Raw genomic sequence first — 18,665 nt, 5'->3', positions numbered from 1 at the left:
ATCTGAAGTCATGCCCAAGCCCTGCCTGCTGTTGCAGCTACGGCCCGAGCGATCGGCCGCCGACGACGAATACCAGGCCATCCTGCGCGCCGCCCGGCTGGACGCGGACCGGATGGTGCGCATCCAGATGGACCAGCACTTCCCCGAACTCGATCTCGACGACTTCTCCGCGGTCATCGTGGGCGGCGGCCCCAGCAATGTGAGCAAGCCCTGGGATCTGAAGTACGACTATCAGCGACTCTTCGAACCCCCGCTGCGGCTGCTCGTCGCCGAGATCGCCCGCCGCGACTTCCCGTACCTGGGCGCCTGCTACGGGCTGAGCATGCTGGCCGACGTGCTCGGCGGCAAGGTGAGCGAGGAACGGTACGGCGAACCGCCCGGGGCGCAGACCATCGTGCTCACCGCCGCCGCCCGCGAGGATCCGCTGCTGAGCACCATCACGCCGGAATTCCGGGCCTTCGTGGGTCACAAGGAAGCCTGTCAGGAGGTACCCCCGGGCGCGGTGCTGCTGGCCGGTTCGGCGGGCTGCCCGGTGCAGATGGTCCGGGTGGGCAGCAATGTGTACGCCACCCAGTTCCATCCCGAACTCGACGGCGACGGACTCGCGGTGCGCATCGAAACCTACCGTCACGCAGGGTATTTCGATCCGGCGGAGGCCGACTACCTGACCGAGCTCGGGCATCGGGAGACGGTGACCGAACCGATGGAGATCCTGCACCGCTTCATCACCCGCTACTGCGGCGACGACCGCACGGCAATGCGATGATCGGTGCGAGGCGGCCACCGGAAGCGGGGCCGACCGACGAAAGGATCGCATCGCATCATGACCGAGCACGCATCGACCGTGGCCGTCCTGGGCCCCGGCGGGGTGGGTGGACTGCTGGCCGCACTGCTCGCGCGGGCCGGACACCGGGTGGTCTGCCTGGCCTCCGAGGACACCGCGAAGACCCTGCGCACCGACGGAATCCAGGTTCGCAGTGGGCAATTCGGTGATTTCACGGCCGCGGTCGAGGCGGATACCGAGCTTCGGGAACCGGTGGACGCCTGCCTGGTGACCGTCAAGCACACCGCCCTCGACACCGCCCTGGACCGCATCGCGCCGTCGGCGCTCGGCGACGGCCTGCTGATCCCGCTGCTCAACGGCGTGGAGCATCCGGCGCTGCTGCGTGCCCGCTACGGCGCCGACCGGGTCGCCCCCGCCGTCATCCGCGTCGAATCCACCCGCACCGCACCGGGAGTCGTCCAGCACGGCAGCCCGTTCACCGAGATCGACCTGACCGGTGCGTCGGCACCGCGCGATCGGCTCGACGCCCTGGCCCGGGCGCTCACCGCCGCCGGGGTGAGCACCCGGGTACTGGCCGACGAGGCGGCGGCGCTGTGGGCGAAACTGCTGTTCCTGGCACCGCTGGCGCTCATGACCACCCACTACGCGGAGCCGATCGGCGAGATCCGCACTCGGCATCGCGACGAACTGGCCGCCCTGGTGGCGGAGACGGCGGCGGTCAGCGCGGCCTGCGGCGGGCCGTCCGACCCCGCCGCGGCACTGGCCCGCTACGAAACCTTCCCCGCACAGGCGAAATCCTCCATGCAGCGGGATGCCGAGGCCGGGCGGCCGCTGGAACTCGACGCCATCGGCGGTGCGCTGCTGCGCGCCGCCGCCCGCCACGACATTCCGGTGCCCATCGCGACCCGCCTGGTCCGAGCCCTGAGCTGAGCATCCGCCGCCCGGCCCGAGCCGCAGGTCCCGGATGCTCGGGACCTTCGGCTCGGTGTCGAACCGCGCCCCGACGAACACACTCGGGATCGACACCATACGACGCGGACGGAAGGGCGGAAACCGACAGATACTGGCTGAACGGCCGAATCCGGACACGGTGGCAGCCGCACTGGATCTGGCGGTGCGCGCACCGTCGGTACACAATTCGCAGCCGTGGCGATGGCGGTTCGACGGCGGGACCCTCGAACTGTTCGCCGACCGGAGCAGACAGCTGCCCGCCACCGACCCGCAAGGCCGGGGGCTGGTGCTGAGCTGCGGAGCGGCGCTGCACCACCTGCGAGTGGCGACGGCCGTGCTGGGCTGGACCGCCGAGGTGCGATACCTGCCGCAGGCCCGGGAACCCGATCTGCTCGCCGCCGTCGAGTTCACGCCCTCGACACCGGCGCGCTCGGATTTCGACCTGGCCGCCGCGATCCTGCATCGGCGTTCGGACCGGCGGCGGTACAGCACCTGGCCGGTGCCCACCGGCTATCTGCGGCGGATCACCGGCGCCACGGTGCGATTCGGCGCGGCGGCCCGCCATGTGCCCGAGGGGCTGCGGGAGCGATTGGCGCGGCCTGCCTGGGCGGCACTCGAACGACACGCTCGGGACGCCGACTATCAGCGCGAACTCGCCGCATGGAGTGGGCGGCGCGGCGGCTGTGACGGGGTGCCCGCGGCGAATACGCCCCGCCCGCAGTGCGGCGACGAGATCCCGGTGCGCACCTTCCTCGACCCCGCGCTGGCCGACCGCACCCTGCACCCGGACGCCGCGGAATGGCTGGTGGTGTGCACCCCGGGCGATGACACCCGAGCGCGGTTGCGGGCCGGTGAGGCCCTGAGCGCGCTGCTGCTGACGGCGACCGATCTGGGTCTGTCCAGCTGTCTGCAAACCGAGCCGCTCGGCGTGCCCGCACTGCGGGAGGAGATCAGGTCCCAGGTGCTGCACGACTGCGCCCACGCCCAGGCCATGGTGCGCATCGGGTGGGTGCCGACCAGCGCCGCCCCGCTGCCGCACACGCCCCGCCGCCCGCTCGACGACATCGTGGTGTAGCCCGCCTCAGCGCTCGGGCGACTCGGCCAGCCCGAGCCGCGCGGCCAGCACCGCGGCCTGCGTGCGACCCGCCACCTCCAGCTTGCTCAGCAGCTGCGACACATAGTTCTTGACGGTCTTCTCCGACAGGAACATCCGCCGCGCGATCTGCCGGTTGGTCAGCCCCTGGCCCAGGTAGGCCAGGACCGTGCGCTCCCGGTCGGTCAGATTCGACAGCGGTCCGGGAGCGGCCTGTTCGCGCAGCTTCCCCATGAGCACCGCGGTGGCGCGGTCGTCCAGCAGCGACCGTCCCGCGGCGACCGCGCGCACGGCCGCGACCAGTTCCGGCCCGCGAATGTCCTTGACCAGGAACCCACTGGCCCCGGCGAGCACGGCCCCCACCATGGATTCCTCGTCCACGAACGAGGTCAGCATGAGGCAGCGGAGGTGCGGTGCGGCGGCCAGCAGATCGCGACACAGCTGCACCCCGCTGCCGTCGGGCAGGCGCACATCCAGCACGGCCACATCCGGCCGCAGCGACGGCACCCGGCGCCGGGCCTCGGCGCAGGTCGCGGCCTCACCGACCACGGTGAGATCGTCGGTGTCCTCGATGAGTTCGCGAATTCCGAGGCGTACGACCTCGTGATCGTCGACCAGGAACACCGTCACCATCGCCGCACCTCACTCCCCTACCGCGCATCCCACCCCACGCACCTGCGGATACCCGTGAGCCGCCGAGGGAAACGCCGCGCACCTGCGACACCGCACGCGCGGCGCCGCGACCGTCGGCCGACCGTCCGGGCCAGGGCCACGATTCTCAGGGTCGCGGTTCTCCGGGCCGCGGTTCTCAGGACCGCGGTTCTCAGGACCGCGGTTCTCAGGGCCGCAGTTCTCCGGGCCGCAGTTCTCCGGGCCGCAGTTCCCGGGCGACCACCCGCAGGTCCGCGAGGAATCCCCGGTACGCCCGCTCCCGATCCGGATCGCGCAGCACCGCGGAGGGGTGCACCGTGGCGACGGCCCGGTAGTCGTCCGCCGCCACCACTTGCCCGCGCATCCGGGTGACCCGGAAGTCCGAGCCCAGCACCGCCTGGGCCGCCACCGCCCCGAGACAGACCACCAGCTCGGGGCGGATATCGTCGAGTTCGGCGGTGAGCCAGGGTGCGCAGGCCACGATCTCGGTGCGGCCGGGGCGCTGATGGATGCGCCGCTTGCCGCGTTCGGTGAACTTGAAGTGTTTGACGGCATTGGTGAGATACACCGTCTCGCGATCCAGACCGGCTTCCTCGAGCGCCCGGTCCAGCAGCCGCCCGGACGGGCCGACGAACGGATGCCCGTCCAGATCCTCGCGGTCGCCCGGCTGCTCGCCGATCATGACCACCCGCGCGTCCGGCGGGCCCTCGCCGAACACCGTCTGGGTGGCGTCGTGGTACAGCTCGCAGCCCCGGCAGTCGCGGGCGGCGCGGCGCAGGGTCGCGAGGTCGGCATGTTCGGGTACGAATTCCGCCGCGGTCATGGTCGAGGTATAGCCGCGGCGGGCCGTCTCACGCTTCCGAGTGGGATCGGTAATTCGCGAGGATGCGGCGAATCGACGGGGTGACGGGCAGGTCGCCGTCCAGCCGGACCCAGTGGTGGTCGACGTAGTTGGTCAACCGGACGGGCCCGATATTCGCCACCTCGACCGCGAAGTGCTCCCGGCGCACCGGTGTCCCGGCATTGGACAGGTAGTCGAAGCTGCCCAGGTGGCGGACCACATCGACAACCGTCAGACCGGTCTCCTCGAATACCGCGCGGGCCACGGCGAGCGCGAGCGGCTCCCCCGGTCGCACGGTGGTCCCGGGTAGGTTCAGCGGGCTGCGGCCCGCGACATGCTCGTCGTGCTCCAGTAGCAGCACCGCTCCGTTGTGCTCGATGACGACGCCGAGCCGCAGCGCCACACCGTCGGACACGGCCCGGTCCAGCAGTTCGCTCATAACCGACTCACCGATGGACAACTTGGGCGACACCTCGAAACTCCACACAGCACACCACATCTCGTCTCGCCGGACATCCTCGACCGACATCACCTTCAACGCTACCGGTACGACGGCTCCCCCGGGTGGGGTCCGCGTCGAATCCGGCGCATCTCCGCCGATCCGGCGGACCACCGAAAAACTTTCGCACTGTTGCATTCACCGAGGGCCTGCGTATCACCAAGCGCCGATGAAGAGTTCGAGGCTCGACAGCGCGATGGCACCGAACAGCGTGATCGTACCCGCGAGGAGCAGGGTGAGGCGGCGCGCCCGCCGGATATCGGGTCCGGCGAGCCGGGCGGCGGCGACACCGCCCACCGCGCCCAGCAGGCCCAGCACCGGCGCGCCGCCCAGCACCAGGTAGAACAGGCTGCCCAGCGCCGCGGGAATCGCACCGCCGAACCCATCGGCATAGCCGGTCAGCGGAATCGGGAAGCGGTACAGGACCGCCACGATCGCCGCGGCCACGGGTGCGGCCGCCACGGCGGCGAGGGCCCCGACGAGCGCCTCCTTCCCGACGGGCGCGGTTCCTGGGGTCGGTGCGGTGGGCATGCGTCGCAGCGTAGGCCGCACCGCACCACGCCCGGCTCGGCGGAACTACCTCGGCGCGTTGCGTAGAACTACTCCGACCCGCGGCGTGAATCGACGCACGGACGGCCCACCGGTCGCCTAGCGTGAGCAGGTCGGTGCCGAAAGGGGTCTTGATGCGAACCGGGATGCTCACCGTCGCGGATCTGGTGCAGCGGGTCGAGGCGGGCATGGTGGACACGGTGTTGGTCGCCATGACCGATATGCAGGGCAGATTGCAGGGCAAGCGATGTTCGGCACGCTACTTCGTGGAGGAGGTGCTCCAGCACGCCACCGAGGCGTGCGACTACCTGCTGGCCGTGGACGTGGACATGACGACCGTGGACGGCTACGCACTCTCGTCCTGGGACACCGGCTACGGGGATTTCGTGCTGCGGCCCGATCTCGACACCCTGCGCCTGGTGCCCTGGTGGCCGGGCACCGCGCTGGTGCTGTGCGATGTGGAACGGCTCGGCGACCGGGGGGAGCCCGCGGGCGAGCCGGTGACGGCCTCGCCTCGGCAGGTGCTGCGGGCACAGTTGGATCGGTTGGCGCAGCACGGTTTACGCGCCTACGTCGGCACCGAACTGGAATTCCTGGTGTTCGACGACAGCTACGAGGCGGCGCAGCGCGGCGGCTACCGGGAACTCACGCCCGCCAACCAGTACAACGTCGACTACTCCATGCTCGGCACCGCCCGCGTCGAACCGCTGCTGCGGCGCATCCGCAACGAGATGGCCGGGGCGGGCATGTATCCGGAATCGGCCAAGGGCGAATGCAATCCGGGCCAGCACGAGATCGCCTTCCGCTACGACGAGGCGCTGGTGACCTGTGACAACCACAGCATCTACAAGACCGGGGCCAAGGAGATCGCCGCCCAGGAGGGGCGCAGCATCACCTTCATGGCGAAATACAATGAGCGCGAAGGCAGTTCGTGCCACATCCACATCAGCCTGCGCACCGAGTCGGGCGAGCCGGTGTTCGCCGGTGACGGCAAGGGCGGCGAATCCGCGCTCATGCGGCACTTCCTGGCCGGACAGCTGGACTGCCTGCGCGAACTCACCTACCTGCTCGCCCCGAATATCAACTCCTACAAGCGCTTCCAGACCGGCAGCTTCGCACCCACCGCGGTGGCATGGGGCCGGGACAATCGCACCTGCGCGCTGCGCGTGGTCGGCCACGGATCGTCGCTGCGCGTGGAGAACCGCGTCCCCGGCGCCGACGTGAACCCCTACCTCGCGGTGGCGGCCACCATCGCCGCCGGTCTGCACGGCATCGAACACCGCCTGCCCCTGGAACCGGAGTTCCACGGCAACGCCTACCGCTCGCAGCGCCCCCGGGTGCCGCGCACCCTGCGCGAGGCCGCCCAGCTCTTCGGCGACAGCAAGGTCGCCACCGCGGCCTTCGGCGCGGACGTGGTCCGCCACTACCGCAACGCGGCCCAGGTCGAACTCGACGCCTTCGACGCCGCCGTCACCGACTGGGAGCGAATCCGTGGCTTCGAGCGCCTCTGAGCGACCGCGCGACAGCACAGCACCACACGGCAGCACAGCACCCGGCGGGCGGCCGGTGATCGGGTTGTCCACCTACTCCGAGCGCGCCCGCTACGGCGTCTGGGATCACGAGGCGGTGCTGCTGCCGCGGGACTACGTCGATCTGGTGGAGCGGGCCGGCGGGATTCCGGTGTTGCTGCCGCCGGTCGGGAGCGCGGCGGCGGAACTGGTGGCGCGGCTCGACGGGGTGGTGCTGACCGGCGGGGCCGATCTCGATCCGGGCCGCTACGGCGCGGCGCCACATCCGTCCGTGCGCCAGATCCGGCCGGGGCGAGACGAATTCGAGTTCACGCTGTTCGAGCGGGCGCGGGCGGCCGAGTTGCCGGTGCTGGCGATCTGTCGCGGCATGCAGCTGGTGAATGTGGCGCTGGGCGGCACGCTGCTGCAACATCTGCCCGATGTGCTCGGTCATGAGGAGCACTGCCGGGTGCCCGGGGCCTTCACGCCGACGCGGGTGCGCACCGCACCGGGCAGCCGACTGGCCGCGATCGTCGGCCCGCAGGTGCTGGCGCACTGCCACCATCATCAGGCGATCGACCGGCTCGCCCCCGGTCTCACCGTTTCCGCCCGCGCCGAGGACGGCATCATCGAGGCGGCGGAGTCCGACACCGGCCCCTTCCTGGTCGGTGTGCAATGGCATCCGGAGGCCGACGCCACCGAACACCGGCTCATGCGGGCCCTGGTGGACGCGGCCGTGACGAATCGAAGGGAGCACCGGTGACGACGCAGGTGATCAACCCCGCGACCGCGGCGGTGGTGGCGACGGTCGAGGCGGCCGACCTGGCCGCCACCGACGCCGCCATCGACCGCGCCCGGCGCGCGGCGGCGGACTGGCGGGCGGTCGCCCCCGGTGACCGGGCACGCCTGCTGCGCCGGTTCGCCGAGGCGGTGGACGCCGACCTGGAGCGGCTGGCCCGGCTCGAGGTGCGCAATGCCGGGCACACCATCGGCAATGCGCGCTGGGAGGCGGGCAATGTGCGCGATGTGCTGCACTACAGCGCGGGACTGCCGGAACGCCTGCTGGGCAGTCAGATTCCGGTGGCCGGCGGCGTGGACATCACCTTCTGTGAACCGCTCGGGGTGGTCGGCATCATCGTGCCGTGGAACTTCCCCATGCCCATCGCCGCCTGGGGTTTCGCACCCGCGCTCGCGGCCGGGAACACCGTGGTGCTCAAACCGGCCGAGCTGACTCCGCTCACCGCCATCCGCCTGGGCGAACTCGCCCGCGAGGCCGGGCTGCCCGAGGGCGTCTTCCAGATCGTCACGGGCAAGGGGTCGGTGGTGGGTCAGCGGTTCGTGACCCATCCGGCGGTGCGCAAGGTGGTGTTCACCGGCTCCACCGAGGTCGGCAAGCAGATCATGGCGGGCTGCGCCGAGCAGGTGAAGCGGGTGACCCTGGAACTCGGCGGCAAGAGCGCCAATATCGTCTTCGCCGACGCCGATCTGGAGCGCGCCGCCGCCACCGCACCCTACGCGGTCTTCGACAACGCCGGCCAGGACTGCTGCGCGCGCTCGCGAATCCTGGTGCAGCGCAGTGTGTTCGACCGCTTCCTGGAGCTGCTGGAACCGGCCGTGCAGGCGGTGCGGGTGGGCGATCCCGCCGACGAGTCCACCGAGATGGGTCCGCTCATCTCGGCCGCGCACCGAGAGCGGGTCGCCGGATTCCTGGAGCCCGCCACCACGGTGGCCTTCACCGGAACCTGCCCGGACGGCCCCGGCTTCTGGTTCGCACCCACCGTGGTGCTGCCCGGGAGCCCGACGGACCGGGTGGTCACCGAGGAGGTGTTCGGTCCGGTGGTGGCCGTCCTGCCCTTCGAGGACGAGGCCGACGCCATCCGCATCGCGAACGACACCGAATACGGCCTGTCCGGGTCGCTGTGGACCTCCGACGTCGGACGCGCGCTGCGGGTCAGCCGGGCGGTGGAGGCCGGGAACCTGTCGGTGAATTCGCACTCCTCCGTGCGGTATTCGACACCGTTCGGCGGTTTCAAGCAGTCCGGGCTGGGCCGCGAACTCGGGCCGGACGCCGCCCGCGCCTTCACCGAGACCAAGAACGTCTTCATCGCCACCGAGTGATATCCCGTCACCCCCACCCCAGAGGAGATGCGTTGCAGCGCTTACAGGATCGAGTAGCGGTCGTCACCGGCGGCGGCAGCGGCATCGGCCTCGCCACGGTCCGCCGCTTCGCGCGCGAGGGCGCGAAGGTCGTCGTCGCCGATATCGACCCCACCACCGGCGCGGCCGCGGCCGCCGCGGTGGACGGACTGTACGTGAAGGTCGACGTCACCGACGAGACCCAGGTCCGCGCCCTGTTCCAGACCGCGGTGGACACCTACGGCGGACTGGACATCGCCTTCAACAACGCGGGAATCTCACCGCCGGAGGATGATTCGATCCTCACCACGGGCATGGACGCGTGGCGGCGGGTGCAGGAGGTCAATCTGACCTCGGTCTACCTGTGCAGCAAGTACGCCATCGAACACATGCTCGAGCGCGGCAGGGGGTCGGTGATCAATACCGCCTCCTTCGTCGCGGTCATGGGTGCGGCCACCTCCCAGATCTCCTACACCGCCTCCAAGGGCGGTGTGCTGGCCATGAGCCGCGAACTCGGGGTGCAGTTCGCCCGCCAGGGCATTCGAGTCAACGCCCTGTGCCCCGGGCCGGTGAACACGCCGCTGCTCCAGGAGCTGTTCGCCAAGGATCCGGAGCGCGCCGCGCGCCGCCTGGTGCACATTCCGCTGGGCCGTTTCGCCGAACCGGAGGAGATCGCCGCCGCCGTGGCCTTCCTGGCCAGCGACGACGCCTCGTTCATCACGGCCTCGCAGTTCCTGGTGGACGGCGGCATCTCCGGGGCCTACGTGACCCCGCTGTAGCTAATCCTCCTGCTCCAGTAGGCGTTTGGGGTGCATGCCGTTCACCTGGCCGATGAAGGGCGGGTGGATGCTGTACCCCAGCATGCGCCGGATGTCCTCGCTCACGGTGCGTACGATGTCGTGCGGCGTCGACAGCGTGAACGCCTCCTGCGGACGCAGCCAGGGTTCGCAGTACTGTGCGGTGAGCGCGAGCCGCGGATCCGCCGTGGTGTTCGCGCCACCGCCGTGCCACAGCGTGCCGAGGAAGAACACGCACGATCCGGCGGGCATGACCACCGGCACCCGGACATCGGTCTCGTCCGGCAGCCGGTCGCCCCAGCGGTGGCTGCCCGCGATGATGTCGGTCGCGCCGTTGACGGGCGTGAATGCGTCCACGGCCCAGATGGTGGCCGCGCTCAGGGCCGGGCGCGGGCGCGGCAGCGGGTAGAACCCGTCGTCGGTGTGCAGCATCTGGGCCGCCTCACCGGGCAGGATGTTGATCGCCTGGAGCATGGACAGCAGATAGTTCGGCATGAGCAGGCGGTCCAGCAGGGCCAGCACGCGCGGATGGGCGACCACGCGGTCGCAGCTGCGTGTCTTGTTCAGCAGGCTGTAGACCCGTTGGGTCGCATGCCCTTCGAAGTTGTTGCGGCCGGTCCGGTCCAGCAGCGGGCGCATCTCGCGCCGGATCTCGCCGAGTTCGTCCGGGGTCAGCAGGTTCTCCAGGACGACGTAGCCGTCGCGCCGCACGGCGGCCAGGTCGGCCGCGACGATCTCCGGATCGACAGTGCTGCCGCTACTTTCGGTGCGGCGGTATTTTCCGGCCAGATCCCCGGCCAGGTCGACGACCGATGTCACTTCGGCGCTCACGACGCCCTCCGATCCGTATAACATAACCGAATTCTGTTATTCTCCGACTGTGGCACGCGCACCCCTGGGACGTCAACAGCTCCTCGACGCCGCCCGCGCCGAACTCCTCGACGGCAACGGCACGGTCGACCTGCACGCCCTCAAACGCCGCTCCGGCCTCAGCACCGGCGCGCTCTACCACCACTTCGGCTCCAAGGCCGGTCTCCTGGTCGCCGTCTACGAGCGCTTCCACGCCGGACTGGTCGCGGCCATCGCCGACGACACCCTCCCCGCCGGCGTGCACTGGACCGACCGGGAACACGCCCGCACCCGCAACTTCGTCGCCTACCACTTCGGCGACCCCCTCGCGGAACTGCTGCTCACCCGGATCGCGATGGAACCGGAGGTGGCCGAGCTGGAGGCGGGCGCGCTCACCCGCCTCACCGCCGCCGCGGGCCGCAATATCCGCCAGGGCCAGCGGGACGGCGACATCGACCCCCGCATCGACCCCGAACTGGCCGGAGCCTGCATCATCGGCGCCCTGCGCTACGGCATCGCCGACCTGCTGCGCCGCGCCCCCCGCCCCACCGTCGACGACGCCGCCGACCGACTCTGGGGTGTCATCGCGGGCGCGGTCACCATCCGCTGACCTCACGGTCCGGAAATCCCGTGGCGACAACCGCACGCGCCGCGCAAGATGTGGCCATGCCGAGCTTCGCGGACTTCGATCGTCGCCACTACCGCACCGTCGATGTCGCCACCGGATACGACGGCTGGGCCGACACCTACGAGAACACCGTCCTGGACGCGATGGACCTGGCGTTGCTGGCGCGCCTGCGGCGGCCGGACTGGGCCCGGGTGCGCCGGGCCGCGGATCTGGGCTGCGGCACCGGCCGCACCGGGGACTGGTTGCGTCGGCAGGGCACGGCACGCGTCGACGGCATCGACCTGAGCGCGGGCATGCTGGCATGGGCGCGGGAGCGCGGCGTCCACGCCTCGCTCACCCACGGCGACGTCCGTGAGACCGGCTGGGACGGCGGCGCTTACGACCTCGTCATCGCCTCGCTCATCGACGAACACCTCCCCGCGTTGCCGCCGCTCTACCGCGAGGCCCGCCGCCTGGCCACCCCGGGCGGTCTGTTCGTCCTGGTCAGCTACCACCCGCAGTTCATGATGGTGGCCGGTATGCCCACCCACTACACCTCGGACGCCGGGGAACCTCTCGCCATCAGCACCCACCTGCACCGGGTCAGCGACCACGTGAGCGCGGGCACGGCGGCCGGATGGCGGCTCGTCGAACTGGCCGAGTGCGCCATCGACGACACCTGGATCGCCGCCAAGCCGAAGTGGGCCGAACTGCGCGGTCACCCGTTCACCATGGCGTCGGTCTGGGTCGCGGGCGATCCGGAGTAACCGATCCGGGAGTGACATCGACCCCCGTGGCGGGCGGTCGGGGTGAGGGGATCTCTCGTACCGTGGGGCGTATGAGCGAGCGCGTGGTGATCATCGGCGGGGATGCGGCGGGAATGTCGGCGGCATCGCAGGCGCGCCGGTTGCGGCGCGTCGAGGAACTCGAGGTCGTGGTGTTCGAACGCGGGCATTTCACCTCGTACTCGGCGTGCGGCATTCCCTACTGGGTGGGCGGCGACGTGACCGACCGCGATGAACTCATCGCGCGGACGCCCGCGGAGCATCGGGCGCGGGATATCGATCTGCGGCTGCGCACCGAGGTGGTCGAACTCGACGTGCCCGGCCGCCGGGTGCGGGCGCGCGAACTGGAGACCGGGGCCGAGAGCTGGTGGGACTACGACAAACTCGTGCTCGCCACCGGTGCGACGCCGATTCGGCCGCCGCTACCCGGCATCGACGCGGCCGGGGTGCACGGCGTGCAGACCCTCGACGACGGGCAGGCGCTCATCGACACCCTGGAGACCGTCGCGGGCAGGCGCGCGGTGGTGGTGGGCGCGGGCTATATCGGCGTCGAGATGGCGGAGGCGCTGATCAGTCGCGGATTCGACGTCACCCTGGTGAACCGGGGCACCGAACCCATGGCCACCCTCGACCCGGATATGGGCGTGCTCATCCGGAAAGCCATGGAAGGCATGGGCATTCGCGTTGTCGGCAATGCGGAGGTGACCGGCATCCGCACCGACGACGCGGGTCGGGCGCGCGCGGTCACCACCGCCGACGCCGAATACCCCGCCGATGTGGTGGTGCTCGGCATCGGCGTGCGCCCGGCCACCGAACTCGCCCGGGCGGCGGGGCTGCCGCTGGGGCAGTCCGGCGGCCTGCTCACCGATCTGGCCATGCGGGTGCGCGGTCACGAGAACATCTGGGCCGGAGGCGATTGCGTGGAAGTGCTCGATCTCGTATCCGGTTCCGAACGCCATATCCCGCTCGGCACCCACGCCAACAAACACGGGCAGATCATCGGCTCCGGCGTCGGCGGCGATTACGCCACTTTCCCCGGCGTGGTCGGCACGGCGGTCAGCAAGGTCTGCGATCTGGAGGTGGCGCGAACGGGCTTGCGCGAGAAGGACGCCCGCGCGGTCGGACTGCAATTCGTCACCGTCGTCATCGAATCCACCAGTCGCTCCGGCTATTTCCCCGGGGCCGCTCCCATGACGGTGAAGATGCTGGCCGAACGCCGCTCCGGCCGCCTGCTCGGCGTGCAGATCGTCGGACGAGAGGGTGCGGGCAAGCGCATCGATATCGCGGCGGTCGCGCTCACCGCCCGCATGACCGTGGAGCAGATGATCGCGCTCGATCTCGGCTACGCCCCGCCGTTCTCTCCGGTCTGGGATCCGGTGCTGGTGGCCGCGCGCAAGGCGGCGTCGGCACTGCGGAAGCAAGACAGAAACTGATCGGTCTGTTGACTCGACTTTGTAACAATACCGTCAATCGAAACGCGACCGACCGGCCGGGCTCCGCCGAATTCCCTTGAGCTGGTTGTACCGTCGAAATCCATGACGGAGAAAAAGCACATCGGCCTGTTCGTCGGTGCGTCTGTTTGTGCCGCCTTGATCGCATTGAATCCCGCCGCCGCCTGGGCTTCCGGCGATGTCGGACCGGCTCCGGCCCCCGGGCCGGGCAACCATTCACCCGGCTCACCGGCCGGGGCCATACCCGAACGCCCCGTTCCGGCTCCCGAGCGCATCGTGCCCGCGAGCCCACCGGGGGTAGGCGGCTTCTGCCCGACGCTGTAGACGCATCGAATCACCCACTCGCCCTCGGGTTGTCACGGCAGACTCCGACCTCCGCGGCAACCCGAGCCGAATTCAGTTGAAACAACACCGTTCCACCCGCCGTACCGCCCCGCCCCGGTTGCGACCGGGAGAACACCGGCCGAACATCCGGACCTGCGGGTGTCCCCGCCCTGGTGTATGAATCAGAATCGATTTCTTCCAACGATTCTCGGGAGTGGGCGGGGTGGAAGGCTTTCCTTTGGCCGAGGTGTCGGCGATTCTCGGCATCCTCGTACCGGCGCTGGCGTTCCTCTGGGAATTCGTGGTGGTCGGGCGCAAACGCCTCGGCTATCGCGTACAGATGGACACCCCCGTCACCGGCGAGGTCGAATCCGCGTTCCCGGGCCTGCTGACCCAGCTGCGCCCGCGTCCCGACGGCTCGCTGGCCGACCTGTCCATCGTGCTGCTGCGGGTGGAGAACGACGGCGCCACCACCATCGACCAGCACGACTACCGGGTGCACGACGGTGTGGCCGCCGGTCTGTCGGTCATCTTCGAGCGGCGGCGCGTGGTCGGCTACGCCGTCACCGAACTCAGTGATCGCGACCTGGGCCGCAGCCTCACCGGCACCTCCGGCATCGCCGTCCGCGAGGACACCGAACGCGACTTCGGCGTCCTCGACCTACCCCGGGTCCCGCTCAACCGGGGCGACCACTACAAGCTGCTCACCATCCTGCGCCGCACCGGCGGCACCGACGACTACCCCGCGCCACGGCTGGAGGGACGGCTCAAGAACGGCCGCGTGCACGAGAACCGCAGCCGCACCCGCCCCAGCCCCTGGGGCGTCGCCCTGATCCTGTTCCTGGTGTCGGTCATCGCGGTACAGCTCACCATCGCGGTGACCCAGCCCCGGGCCGCACCGCTGGACTGCGCGTCGGGCCGGCTCACCCTCACCGGTTCGACCGCGCTCGCCCCGGCCATCCAGGCCGCCGCCACCGCCTACGAGAAGGTCTGCCCCGACGCCGACTTCACCGCCGACTTCCGTGGCAGCGAGGTCGGGCTGCAAACCCTGAACGCCGCCGGATCCGCGGCGGCCGACAACGCCTCACCCGCCATGGTGGCCGTTTCCGACGGCGAGAAGGGTGACGGCTACCCCCGCCTGCTCCCCCGCCCGGTGGCGTTCTCGCTGTTCACCCTGGTCGTGCATCCCGACACGGGGGTCGCCGATCTGTCGCGTGCGAATATCCGTGCGCTGTACGAGGGTTCGATCACCAACTGGAGCGAGCTCGGCGGGCGCGACCTGCCGGTCCGCATCGTCGGCCGCAATCGGGGCTCGGGCACCCGTCAGACCTTCGAGAACCAACTACTCGACGGCGCGTGGCATCCCGACGCCAATTCCACCGACTGCCGCACCATCGGCAATCCGGCCGCCAGCGGACCGGTCCGCTGCGAACGGCTGAGCACGGCGGAGGTCCTCACCACCGTCGCCGCCCTGCCCGGCGCTCTGGGCTACGCGGAACTGGGCGCGGCCGTGCCCCGCCGTGACGTCACCCTGGTCCGCATCGACGGGCACGCGGCCGAGCTGCTCAATGCCACGCACGGTGCCTATCCGTTCTGGAACACCGAATTCGCCTACACCTACGGCGACCCCGCCGCCGAATCCCTCACCGCCAGCTTCCTGCGCTACCTCACCACCCAGCTCGGCCGGGACATCCTGCGGGCGCACGGCAACATCCCCTGCGACGAACTCGACAATCCGGTGCGCTGCCGCCCCACCGGCTGAGCCCGCGTGCGCCGCGATCGGTGCGCGACTCCCCAGAGCGCACCGATCGCGGCGACATCGTCGCCCATGGCGTCCCGGTGCGGGCCGATTCGCCATGGGGGATACCCCAGCGGTACGGGCCGCGATCCTCGCCGACCGCGTCCATACCGTCCCCTCCTGGCATCCGGCAGCCATCCTGTCTCGGACGGCCCTGAGAGCATCCCGAGTCGACCCGCCGGGGGTCAAGCCGAGGTCCTGTCCCAATTTGTCCCAGTTACCAGACCGGGTGAGATGTGCGTCACTCCGACGGTTCGGGCAATCGCCCCATCTGGCGGTAGGTTCATCGGGTAATCGCCAGCCGTTGGCAGCAGTCGTCTCAGGAGGTCGCACCCGCAGTGGAGCCACGGGAGGCCATCGCCGGTTACCTGCGAGAACGCCGCGCGGCCGCGGGTCTGACCCGCGCCGAGTTGGCCCGCCGGGCCGGTATCTCCGAGGGGCTCATCCAGAAGCTGGAACAGGGCACCCGGCCGCCGACCTCCACCGCCCTGGGCGCGCTGTTCGACGCGCTCGACGTGCCGATCAACTACCGCGAGTACGCGGCCAACGTGCTGCAACCGGAACTCACCGCGATCTCGGCCACGACACAGGCGCCGAGCCGCGCGGAGCTGGACTTCCTGGAGAGCATCCCGTACCCGGCCTGCTACCAGACCGTCCCCGCCCTGGATCTGATCGCCGGTAACGCCGCGTACCGGCGCGCGTTCCCGGGCCTGGAGGAACCGGGCACCAACATCATGGCCTGGATGCTGCTGCATCCGGTCGCCCGTGAGGTCATCGCCGATTGGGAACGCGAGGTGCACCTCATGGTGCATTCGTTCCGGCATATGGCCCACGGCGTCACCGCCCCCGAGCGCATCGCCGAGATCACCGAACTCTGCGCACGCTCCCCCGACTGGCAGCGCCTCTGGCACACCGATATCCCGCCCACCGACATCCCCCGCCGCCCCGTCCGGATCCGCCCCGTCGAGGGCGGCGACTGGACGCCCATGTACGTCCAACTGCTGCGCTGCGAACTCCCCCGCCGCGACTGGTGGGTCTACTCCATGGTTCCGCTGCGCGGCATCCGCCCCGCCCCCTGATCACCGGCCGTCGACATCGGGCCGATCGTCGGCCTCCGGATGCAGCAGCCGGTAGGGCCCCGACCCGCGCTCGGCCAGGGTGTCACTCGGATTGAGCAGGTAGCAGCGCCGCAGCGACAGGCAGCCGCAGCCGATGCACCCGGTGAGCTCCCGCTGTAGCTGCTCGATCTCCCGCCGCCGCGCCTCGAGGTGGTCGCTCCAGCGCCTGGAGATCCGGTCCCAGTCGCGTTTGCTCGGCATCCGGTCCTCGGGCAGCGCCACGAACACCTCGGCCACCTCGGCCAGCGGAATCCCGAGCCGCTTGGCGAACAGCACCAGCGACAGCCGCCGCAGCACATGGCGGCGGTAGCGGCGCTGATTGCCGGAGGTGCGGACCGAGGAGATCAGGCCCTGCTCTTCGTAGAAGCGCACGGCGGAAGTAGCGACCCCGGCGCGCCGGGCGAGTTCGCCGATGGTCAGCAGATCGGTCGGTGCCTGTCCCATACCCGCTCTCTTGACTTCAATAGAACTTGAAGTTCTAGCGTAGCGCCCTGTGACCGCAACACCATCGAAACCCCCAGTGACTAAGACGAATCCGGAGGACGGCGCATCGGGTGCCGTGACCGGCGGCTGGTCCGAACTGTTCTCCGGACGCTATCTCGCGAGTGTGCTCGTCCTGGCGGGCGGCGTCGCGCTGTATGCGATGAACCTCTACTTCACCGCCGCGCTGATGCCGTCGATCGTGGCCGATATCGGCGGCGCGCGGTACTACGCGTGGGTGGCGACCGGTTTCCTCATGGCGGCGGTGATCGCCGCCATGCTGGTCAGCCGCGTGCTCGGCCGGTGGGGTGCGGCGACCGCCTACCTCGCCGGTTTCCTGGTCTTCTCCCTCGGAGCCGCGATCAATGCGCTCAGCCCGACCATGGAGCTACTCGTCGTGGGCCGGGTGGTGCAGGGCCTCGGCGGTGGGCTGCTTGCCGGGCTCGGCTTCGCGGTCATCAGAAGTACGCTGCCGCAACACCTCTGGGCGCGCGGAGCCGGGCTGGTATCGGCCATGTGGGGAGTGGGGACGCTGATCGGGCCCGCGCTGGGCGGACTGTTCGCCGAACTCGGGGCGTGGCGGTGGGCCTACGGACTACTGCTGGCGGTGGCGCTGCTGCTGGCCGCGCTCACCCGCCGCACACTGCCGCGCGCGGCCGAATCCACCGACCGCAGCCCCGTTCCGGTGGCCGCACTGGTGACACTGACCCTCGCGGCCAGCGCGTTCAGCCTGAGTTCTACCGTGCCCGAGGGTATTTCGACCACCATCGCACTGGTCGCGGGCGTGCTGCTGATCGCCGCGTTCCTGTCGATCGATGCCAGGGGCGCGGTGAGCGTGCTCCCCCGCTCCACCTATGCGCGCGGGAATTCCCTCAAATGGGTCTATCTGACGGTGGCGGCGCTGTGTGCGGGGGTGATGACCGAGAATTTCGTGCCGCTGTTCGGCCAGCGCCTCGGCGGTCTGTCACCGCTCGTCGCCGGGTTGCTCGGCGCGGCACTGTCGGTCGGCTGGGTGGTGGCGCAGCTGTTCAGCGTCGGCCTCACCGCGCCCGCCGCGCGGCGGGCGATCCGCATCGCACCGCTGCTGCTCACCGGCGGACTGCTCGCCTACGGCCTGCTCCAGGCCGACGCCGCCCCCGGCGTCGTCGTCATCGCCTGGGCGGTGGTGCTCTTCGTCGCGGGCACGGGCATCGGCCTGGCCTTTCCGCACCTGAGCGTGGCAGCCATGAGCAGCACCGACGATCCGGCGGAGGGCGCGCAGGCCGCGGCGGCGCTCAACACCACCCAGCTCATCACCTACGCCGTCACCTCGGCCATCGCGGGCACGCTGATCCGGCTCGGGGACGCGTCGGTGGTGGACTCGGCCCGGCTCATGGCGCTGGGCATCGCCGTCCTCACCGCATTCGGCGTAGCGACGGCGGTTCTCGCCACCCGCAGGCGGTAG

General features: G+C 70.4%; 20 protein-coding genes. 14 read left to right on the top strand and 6 right to left on the bottom strand.

Translation table 11 applies throughout. From position 1 onward, the window contains the following. Positions 1-10 precede the first annotated feature (10 nt). The 3 genes from FOH10_RS07935 to FOH10_RS07925 all read left to right on the top strand — a co-directional run bounded on the left by FOH10_RS07935 (position 11) and on the right by FOH10_RS07925 (position 2,810). Positions 11-766, top strand: coding sequence for a glutamine amidotransferase (locus FOH10_RS07935; RefSeq protein ID WP_143980238.1), 756 nt, complete (start codon positions 11-13; stop codon positions 764-766). Positions 767-823: 57 nt separating this feature from the next. Beyond that, positions 824-1,714 (top strand): ketopantoate reductase family protein, encoded by an 891-nt coding sequence (locus FOH10_RS07930; protein WP_143980237.1) that lies wholly within the window; start codon positions 824-826, stop codon positions 1,712-1,714. Between the two features lie 160 nt (positions 1,715-1,874). Continuing rightward, complete coding sequence (locus FOH10_RS07925; RefSeq protein WP_244961773.1) at positions 1,875-2,810, top strand: Acg family FMN-binding oxidoreductase; 936 nt, start codon at positions 1,875-1,877, stop codon at positions 2,808-2,810. A gap of 6 nt (positions 2,811-2,816) precedes the next feature. Here FOH10_RS07925 and FOH10_RS07920 read toward each other — a convergent pair whose 3' ends face one another. The 4 genes from FOH10_RS07920 to FOH10_RS07905 all read right to left on the bottom strand — a co-directional run bounded on the left by FOH10_RS07920 (position 2,817) and on the right by FOH10_RS07905 (position 5,350). Next, positions 2,817-3,461: a response regulator gene (locus tag FOH10_RS07920; RefSeq protein WP_143980236.1), complete on the bottom strand. Its 645-nt coding sequence runs from the start codon at positions 3,459-3,461 to the stop codon at positions 2,817-2,819. Positions 3,462-3,666: 205 nt separating this feature from the next. Continuing rightward, a complete protein-coding gene (locus tag FOH10_RS07915; RefSeq protein ID WP_143980235.1) occupies positions 3,667-4,302 on the bottom strand; it encodes a UdgX family uracil-DNA binding protein in 636 nt (211 codons plus the stop codon). 28 nt (positions 4,303-4,330) lie between these two features. Further along, positions 4,331-4,759 (bottom strand): NUDIX domain-containing protein, encoded by a 429-nt coding sequence (locus FOH10_RS07910; protein ID WP_029929491.1) that lies wholly within the window; start codon positions 4,757-4,759, stop codon positions 4,331-4,333. A gap of 216 nt (positions 4,760-4,975) precedes the next feature. Beyond that, positions 4,976-5,350, bottom strand: a complete 375-nt coding sequence (locus tag FOH10_RS07905; protein WP_143980234.1) for a hypothetical protein — start codon at positions 5,348-5,350, stop codon at positions 4,976-4,978. A 152-nt stretch (positions 5,351-5,502) separates the two neighbouring features. Here FOH10_RS07905 and FOH10_RS07900 point away from each other — a divergent pair, with 152 nt between their 5' ends. The 4 genes from FOH10_RS07900 to FOH10_RS07885 are packed head-to-tail and all read left to right on the top strand — an operon-like array spanning position 5,503 to position 9,791. Next, a complete protein-coding gene (locus FOH10_RS07900) occupies positions 5,503-6,879 on the top strand; it encodes a glutamine synthetase family protein (RefSeq protein ID WP_244961771.1) in 1,377 nt (458 codons plus the stop codon). A 55-nt stretch (positions 6,880-6,934) separates the two neighbouring features. Further along, positions 6,935-7,639 carry a gamma-glutamyl-gamma-aminobutyrate hydrolase family protein gene (locus FOH10_RS07895; protein WP_244962053.1) on the top strand — a complete coding sequence of 235 codons (705 nt, stop codon included), beginning with the start codon at positions 6,935-6,937 and terminating at the stop codon, positions 7,637-7,639. Next, positions 7,636-8,994, top strand: coding sequence for an aldehyde dehydrogenase family protein (locus FOH10_RS07890; protein WP_039812128.1), 1,359 nt, complete (start codon positions 7,636-7,638; stop codon positions 8,992-8,994). The genes FOH10_RS07895 and FOH10_RS07890 overlap by 4 nt, the downstream gene beginning before the upstream one ends. Then, positions 8,994-9,791, top strand: a complete 798-nt coding sequence (locus tag FOH10_RS07885; RefSeq protein WP_425326154.1) for a 3-oxoacyl-ACP reductase — start codon at positions 8,994-8,996, stop codon at positions 9,789-9,791. Before FOH10_RS07890 ends, FOH10_RS07885 begins: the two co-directional genes overlap by 1 nt. On the opposite strand, the gene FOH10_RS07880 is transcribed toward FOH10_RS07885, so the two are convergent. Continuing rightward, positions 9,792-10,640, bottom strand: coding sequence for a phytanoyl-CoA dioxygenase family protein (locus FOH10_RS07880; protein WP_244961769.1), 849 nt, complete (start codon positions 10,638-10,640; stop codon positions 9,792-9,794). A gap of 49 nt (positions 10,641-10,689) precedes the next feature. On the opposite strand from FOH10_RS07880, the gene FOH10_RS07875 reads away from it, so the two are divergent. The 6 genes from FOH10_RS07875 to FOH10_RS07850 all read left to right on the top strand — a co-directional run bounded on the left by FOH10_RS07875 (position 10,690) and on the right by FOH10_RS07850 (position 16,702). Beyond that, positions 10,690-11,268 (top strand): TetR/AcrR family transcriptional regulator, encoded by a 579-nt coding sequence (locus FOH10_RS07875; RefSeq protein ID WP_143980230.1) that lies wholly within the window; start codon positions 10,690-10,692, stop codon positions 11,266-11,268. Positions 11,269-11,324: 56 nt separating this feature from the next. Next, on the top strand, positions 11,325-12,032 hold the full coding sequence (locus FOH10_RS07870) for a class I SAM-dependent DNA methyltransferase (RefSeq protein ID WP_143980229.1): 708 nt from the start codon (positions 11,325-11,327) through the stop codon (positions 12,030-12,032). Between the two features lie 71 nt (positions 12,033-12,103). After that, positions 12,104-13,483, top strand: a complete 1,380-nt coding sequence (locus tag FOH10_RS07865) for an FAD-dependent oxidoreductase (protein WP_143980228.1) — start codon at positions 12,104-12,106, stop codon at positions 13,481-13,483. 102 nt (positions 13,484-13,585) lie between these two features. After that, positions 13,586-13,825 (top strand): hypothetical protein, encoded by a 240-nt coding sequence (locus FOH10_RS07860; RefSeq protein WP_143980227.1) that lies wholly within the window; start codon positions 13,586-13,588, stop codon positions 13,823-13,825. 223 nt (positions 13,826-14,048) lie between these two features. Beyond that, positions 14,049-15,587: a substrate-binding domain-containing protein gene (locus tag FOH10_RS07855; RefSeq protein WP_143980226.1), complete on the top strand. Its 1,539-nt coding sequence runs from the start codon at positions 14,049-14,051 to the stop codon at positions 15,585-15,587. 374 nt (positions 15,588-15,961) lie between these two features. Next, positions 15,962-16,702 carry a helix-turn-helix domain-containing protein gene (locus FOH10_RS07850; RefSeq protein ID WP_143980225.1) on the top strand — a complete coding sequence of 247 codons (741 nt, stop codon included), beginning with the start codon at positions 15,962-15,964 and terminating at the stop codon, positions 16,700-16,702. Here the strand turns inward: FOH10_RS07850 and soxR are convergent, their stop codons facing one another. Further along, positions 16,703-17,185, bottom strand: a complete 483-nt coding sequence (gene soxR, locus FOH10_RS07845) for a redox-sensitive transcriptional activator SoxR (RefSeq protein WP_143980224.1) — start codon at positions 17,183-17,185, stop codon at positions 16,703-16,705. 76 nt (positions 17,186-17,261) lie between these two features. Here soxR and FOH10_RS07840 point away from each other — a divergent pair, with 76 nt between their 5' ends. After that, on the top strand, positions 17,262-18,665 hold the full coding sequence (locus FOH10_RS07840; protein WP_244961767.1) for an MFS transporter: 1,404 nt from the start codon (positions 17,262-17,264) through the stop codon (positions 18,663-18,665).

Origin of the sequence: Nocardia otitidiscaviarum, assembly GCF_007362295.1 — a bacterium.
Classification (GTDB): Bacteria; Actinomycetota; Actinomycetes; order Mycobacteriales; family Mycobacteriaceae; genus Nocardia; species Nocardia otitidiscaviarum.
This window is presented reverse-complemented; position numbering and strand designations above follow the sequence as displayed.

Excerpts from the sequence above, each read along its gene's own strand:
- FOH10_RS07905 (WP_143980234.1), bottom strand. The coding sequence starts at position 5,350 with ATGCCCACCGCACCGACCCCAGGAACCGCGCCCGTCGGGAAGGAGGCG.
- FOH10_RS07935 (WP_143980238.1), top strand. The coding sequence starts at position 11 with ATGCCCAAGCCCTGCCTGCTGTTGCAGCTACGGCCCGAGCGATCGGCC.
- FOH10_RS07915 (WP_143980235.1), bottom strand. The coding sequence starts at position 4,302 with ATGACCGCGGCGGAATTCGTACCCGAACATGCCGACCTCGCGACCCTG.
- FOH10_RS07920 (WP_143980236.1), bottom strand. The coding sequence starts at position 3,461 with ATGGTGACGGTGTTCCTGGTCGACGATCACGAGGTCGTACGCCTCGGA.
- FOH10_RS07930 (WP_143980237.1), top strand. The coding sequence starts at position 824 with ATGACCGAGCACGCATCGACCGTGGCCGTCCTGGGCCCCGGCGGGGTG.
- FOH10_RS07870 (WP_143980229.1), top strand. The coding sequence starts at position 11,325 with ATGCCGAGCTTCGCGGACTTCGATCGTCGCCACTACCGCACCGTCGAT.
- soxR (WP_143980224.1), bottom strand. The coding sequence starts at position 17,185 with ATGGGACAGGCACCGACCGATCTGCTGACCATCGGCGAACTCGCCCGG.
- FOH10_RS07865 (WP_143980228.1), top strand. The coding sequence starts at position 12,104 with ATGAGCGAGCGCGTGGTGATCATCGGCGGGGATGCGGCGGGAATGTCG.
- FOH10_RS07910 (WP_029929491.1), bottom strand. The coding sequence starts at position 4,759 with ATGAGCGAACTGCTGGACCGGGCCGTGTCCGACGGTGTGGCGCTGCGG.
- FOH10_RS07860 (WP_143980227.1), top strand. The coding sequence starts at position 13,586 with ATGACGGAGAAAAAGCACATCGGCCTGTTCGTCGGTGCGTCTGTTTGT.
- FOH10_RS07900 (WP_244961771.1), top strand. The coding sequence starts at position 5,503 with ATGCGAACCGGGATGCTCACCGTCGCGGATCTGGTGCAGCGGGTCGAG.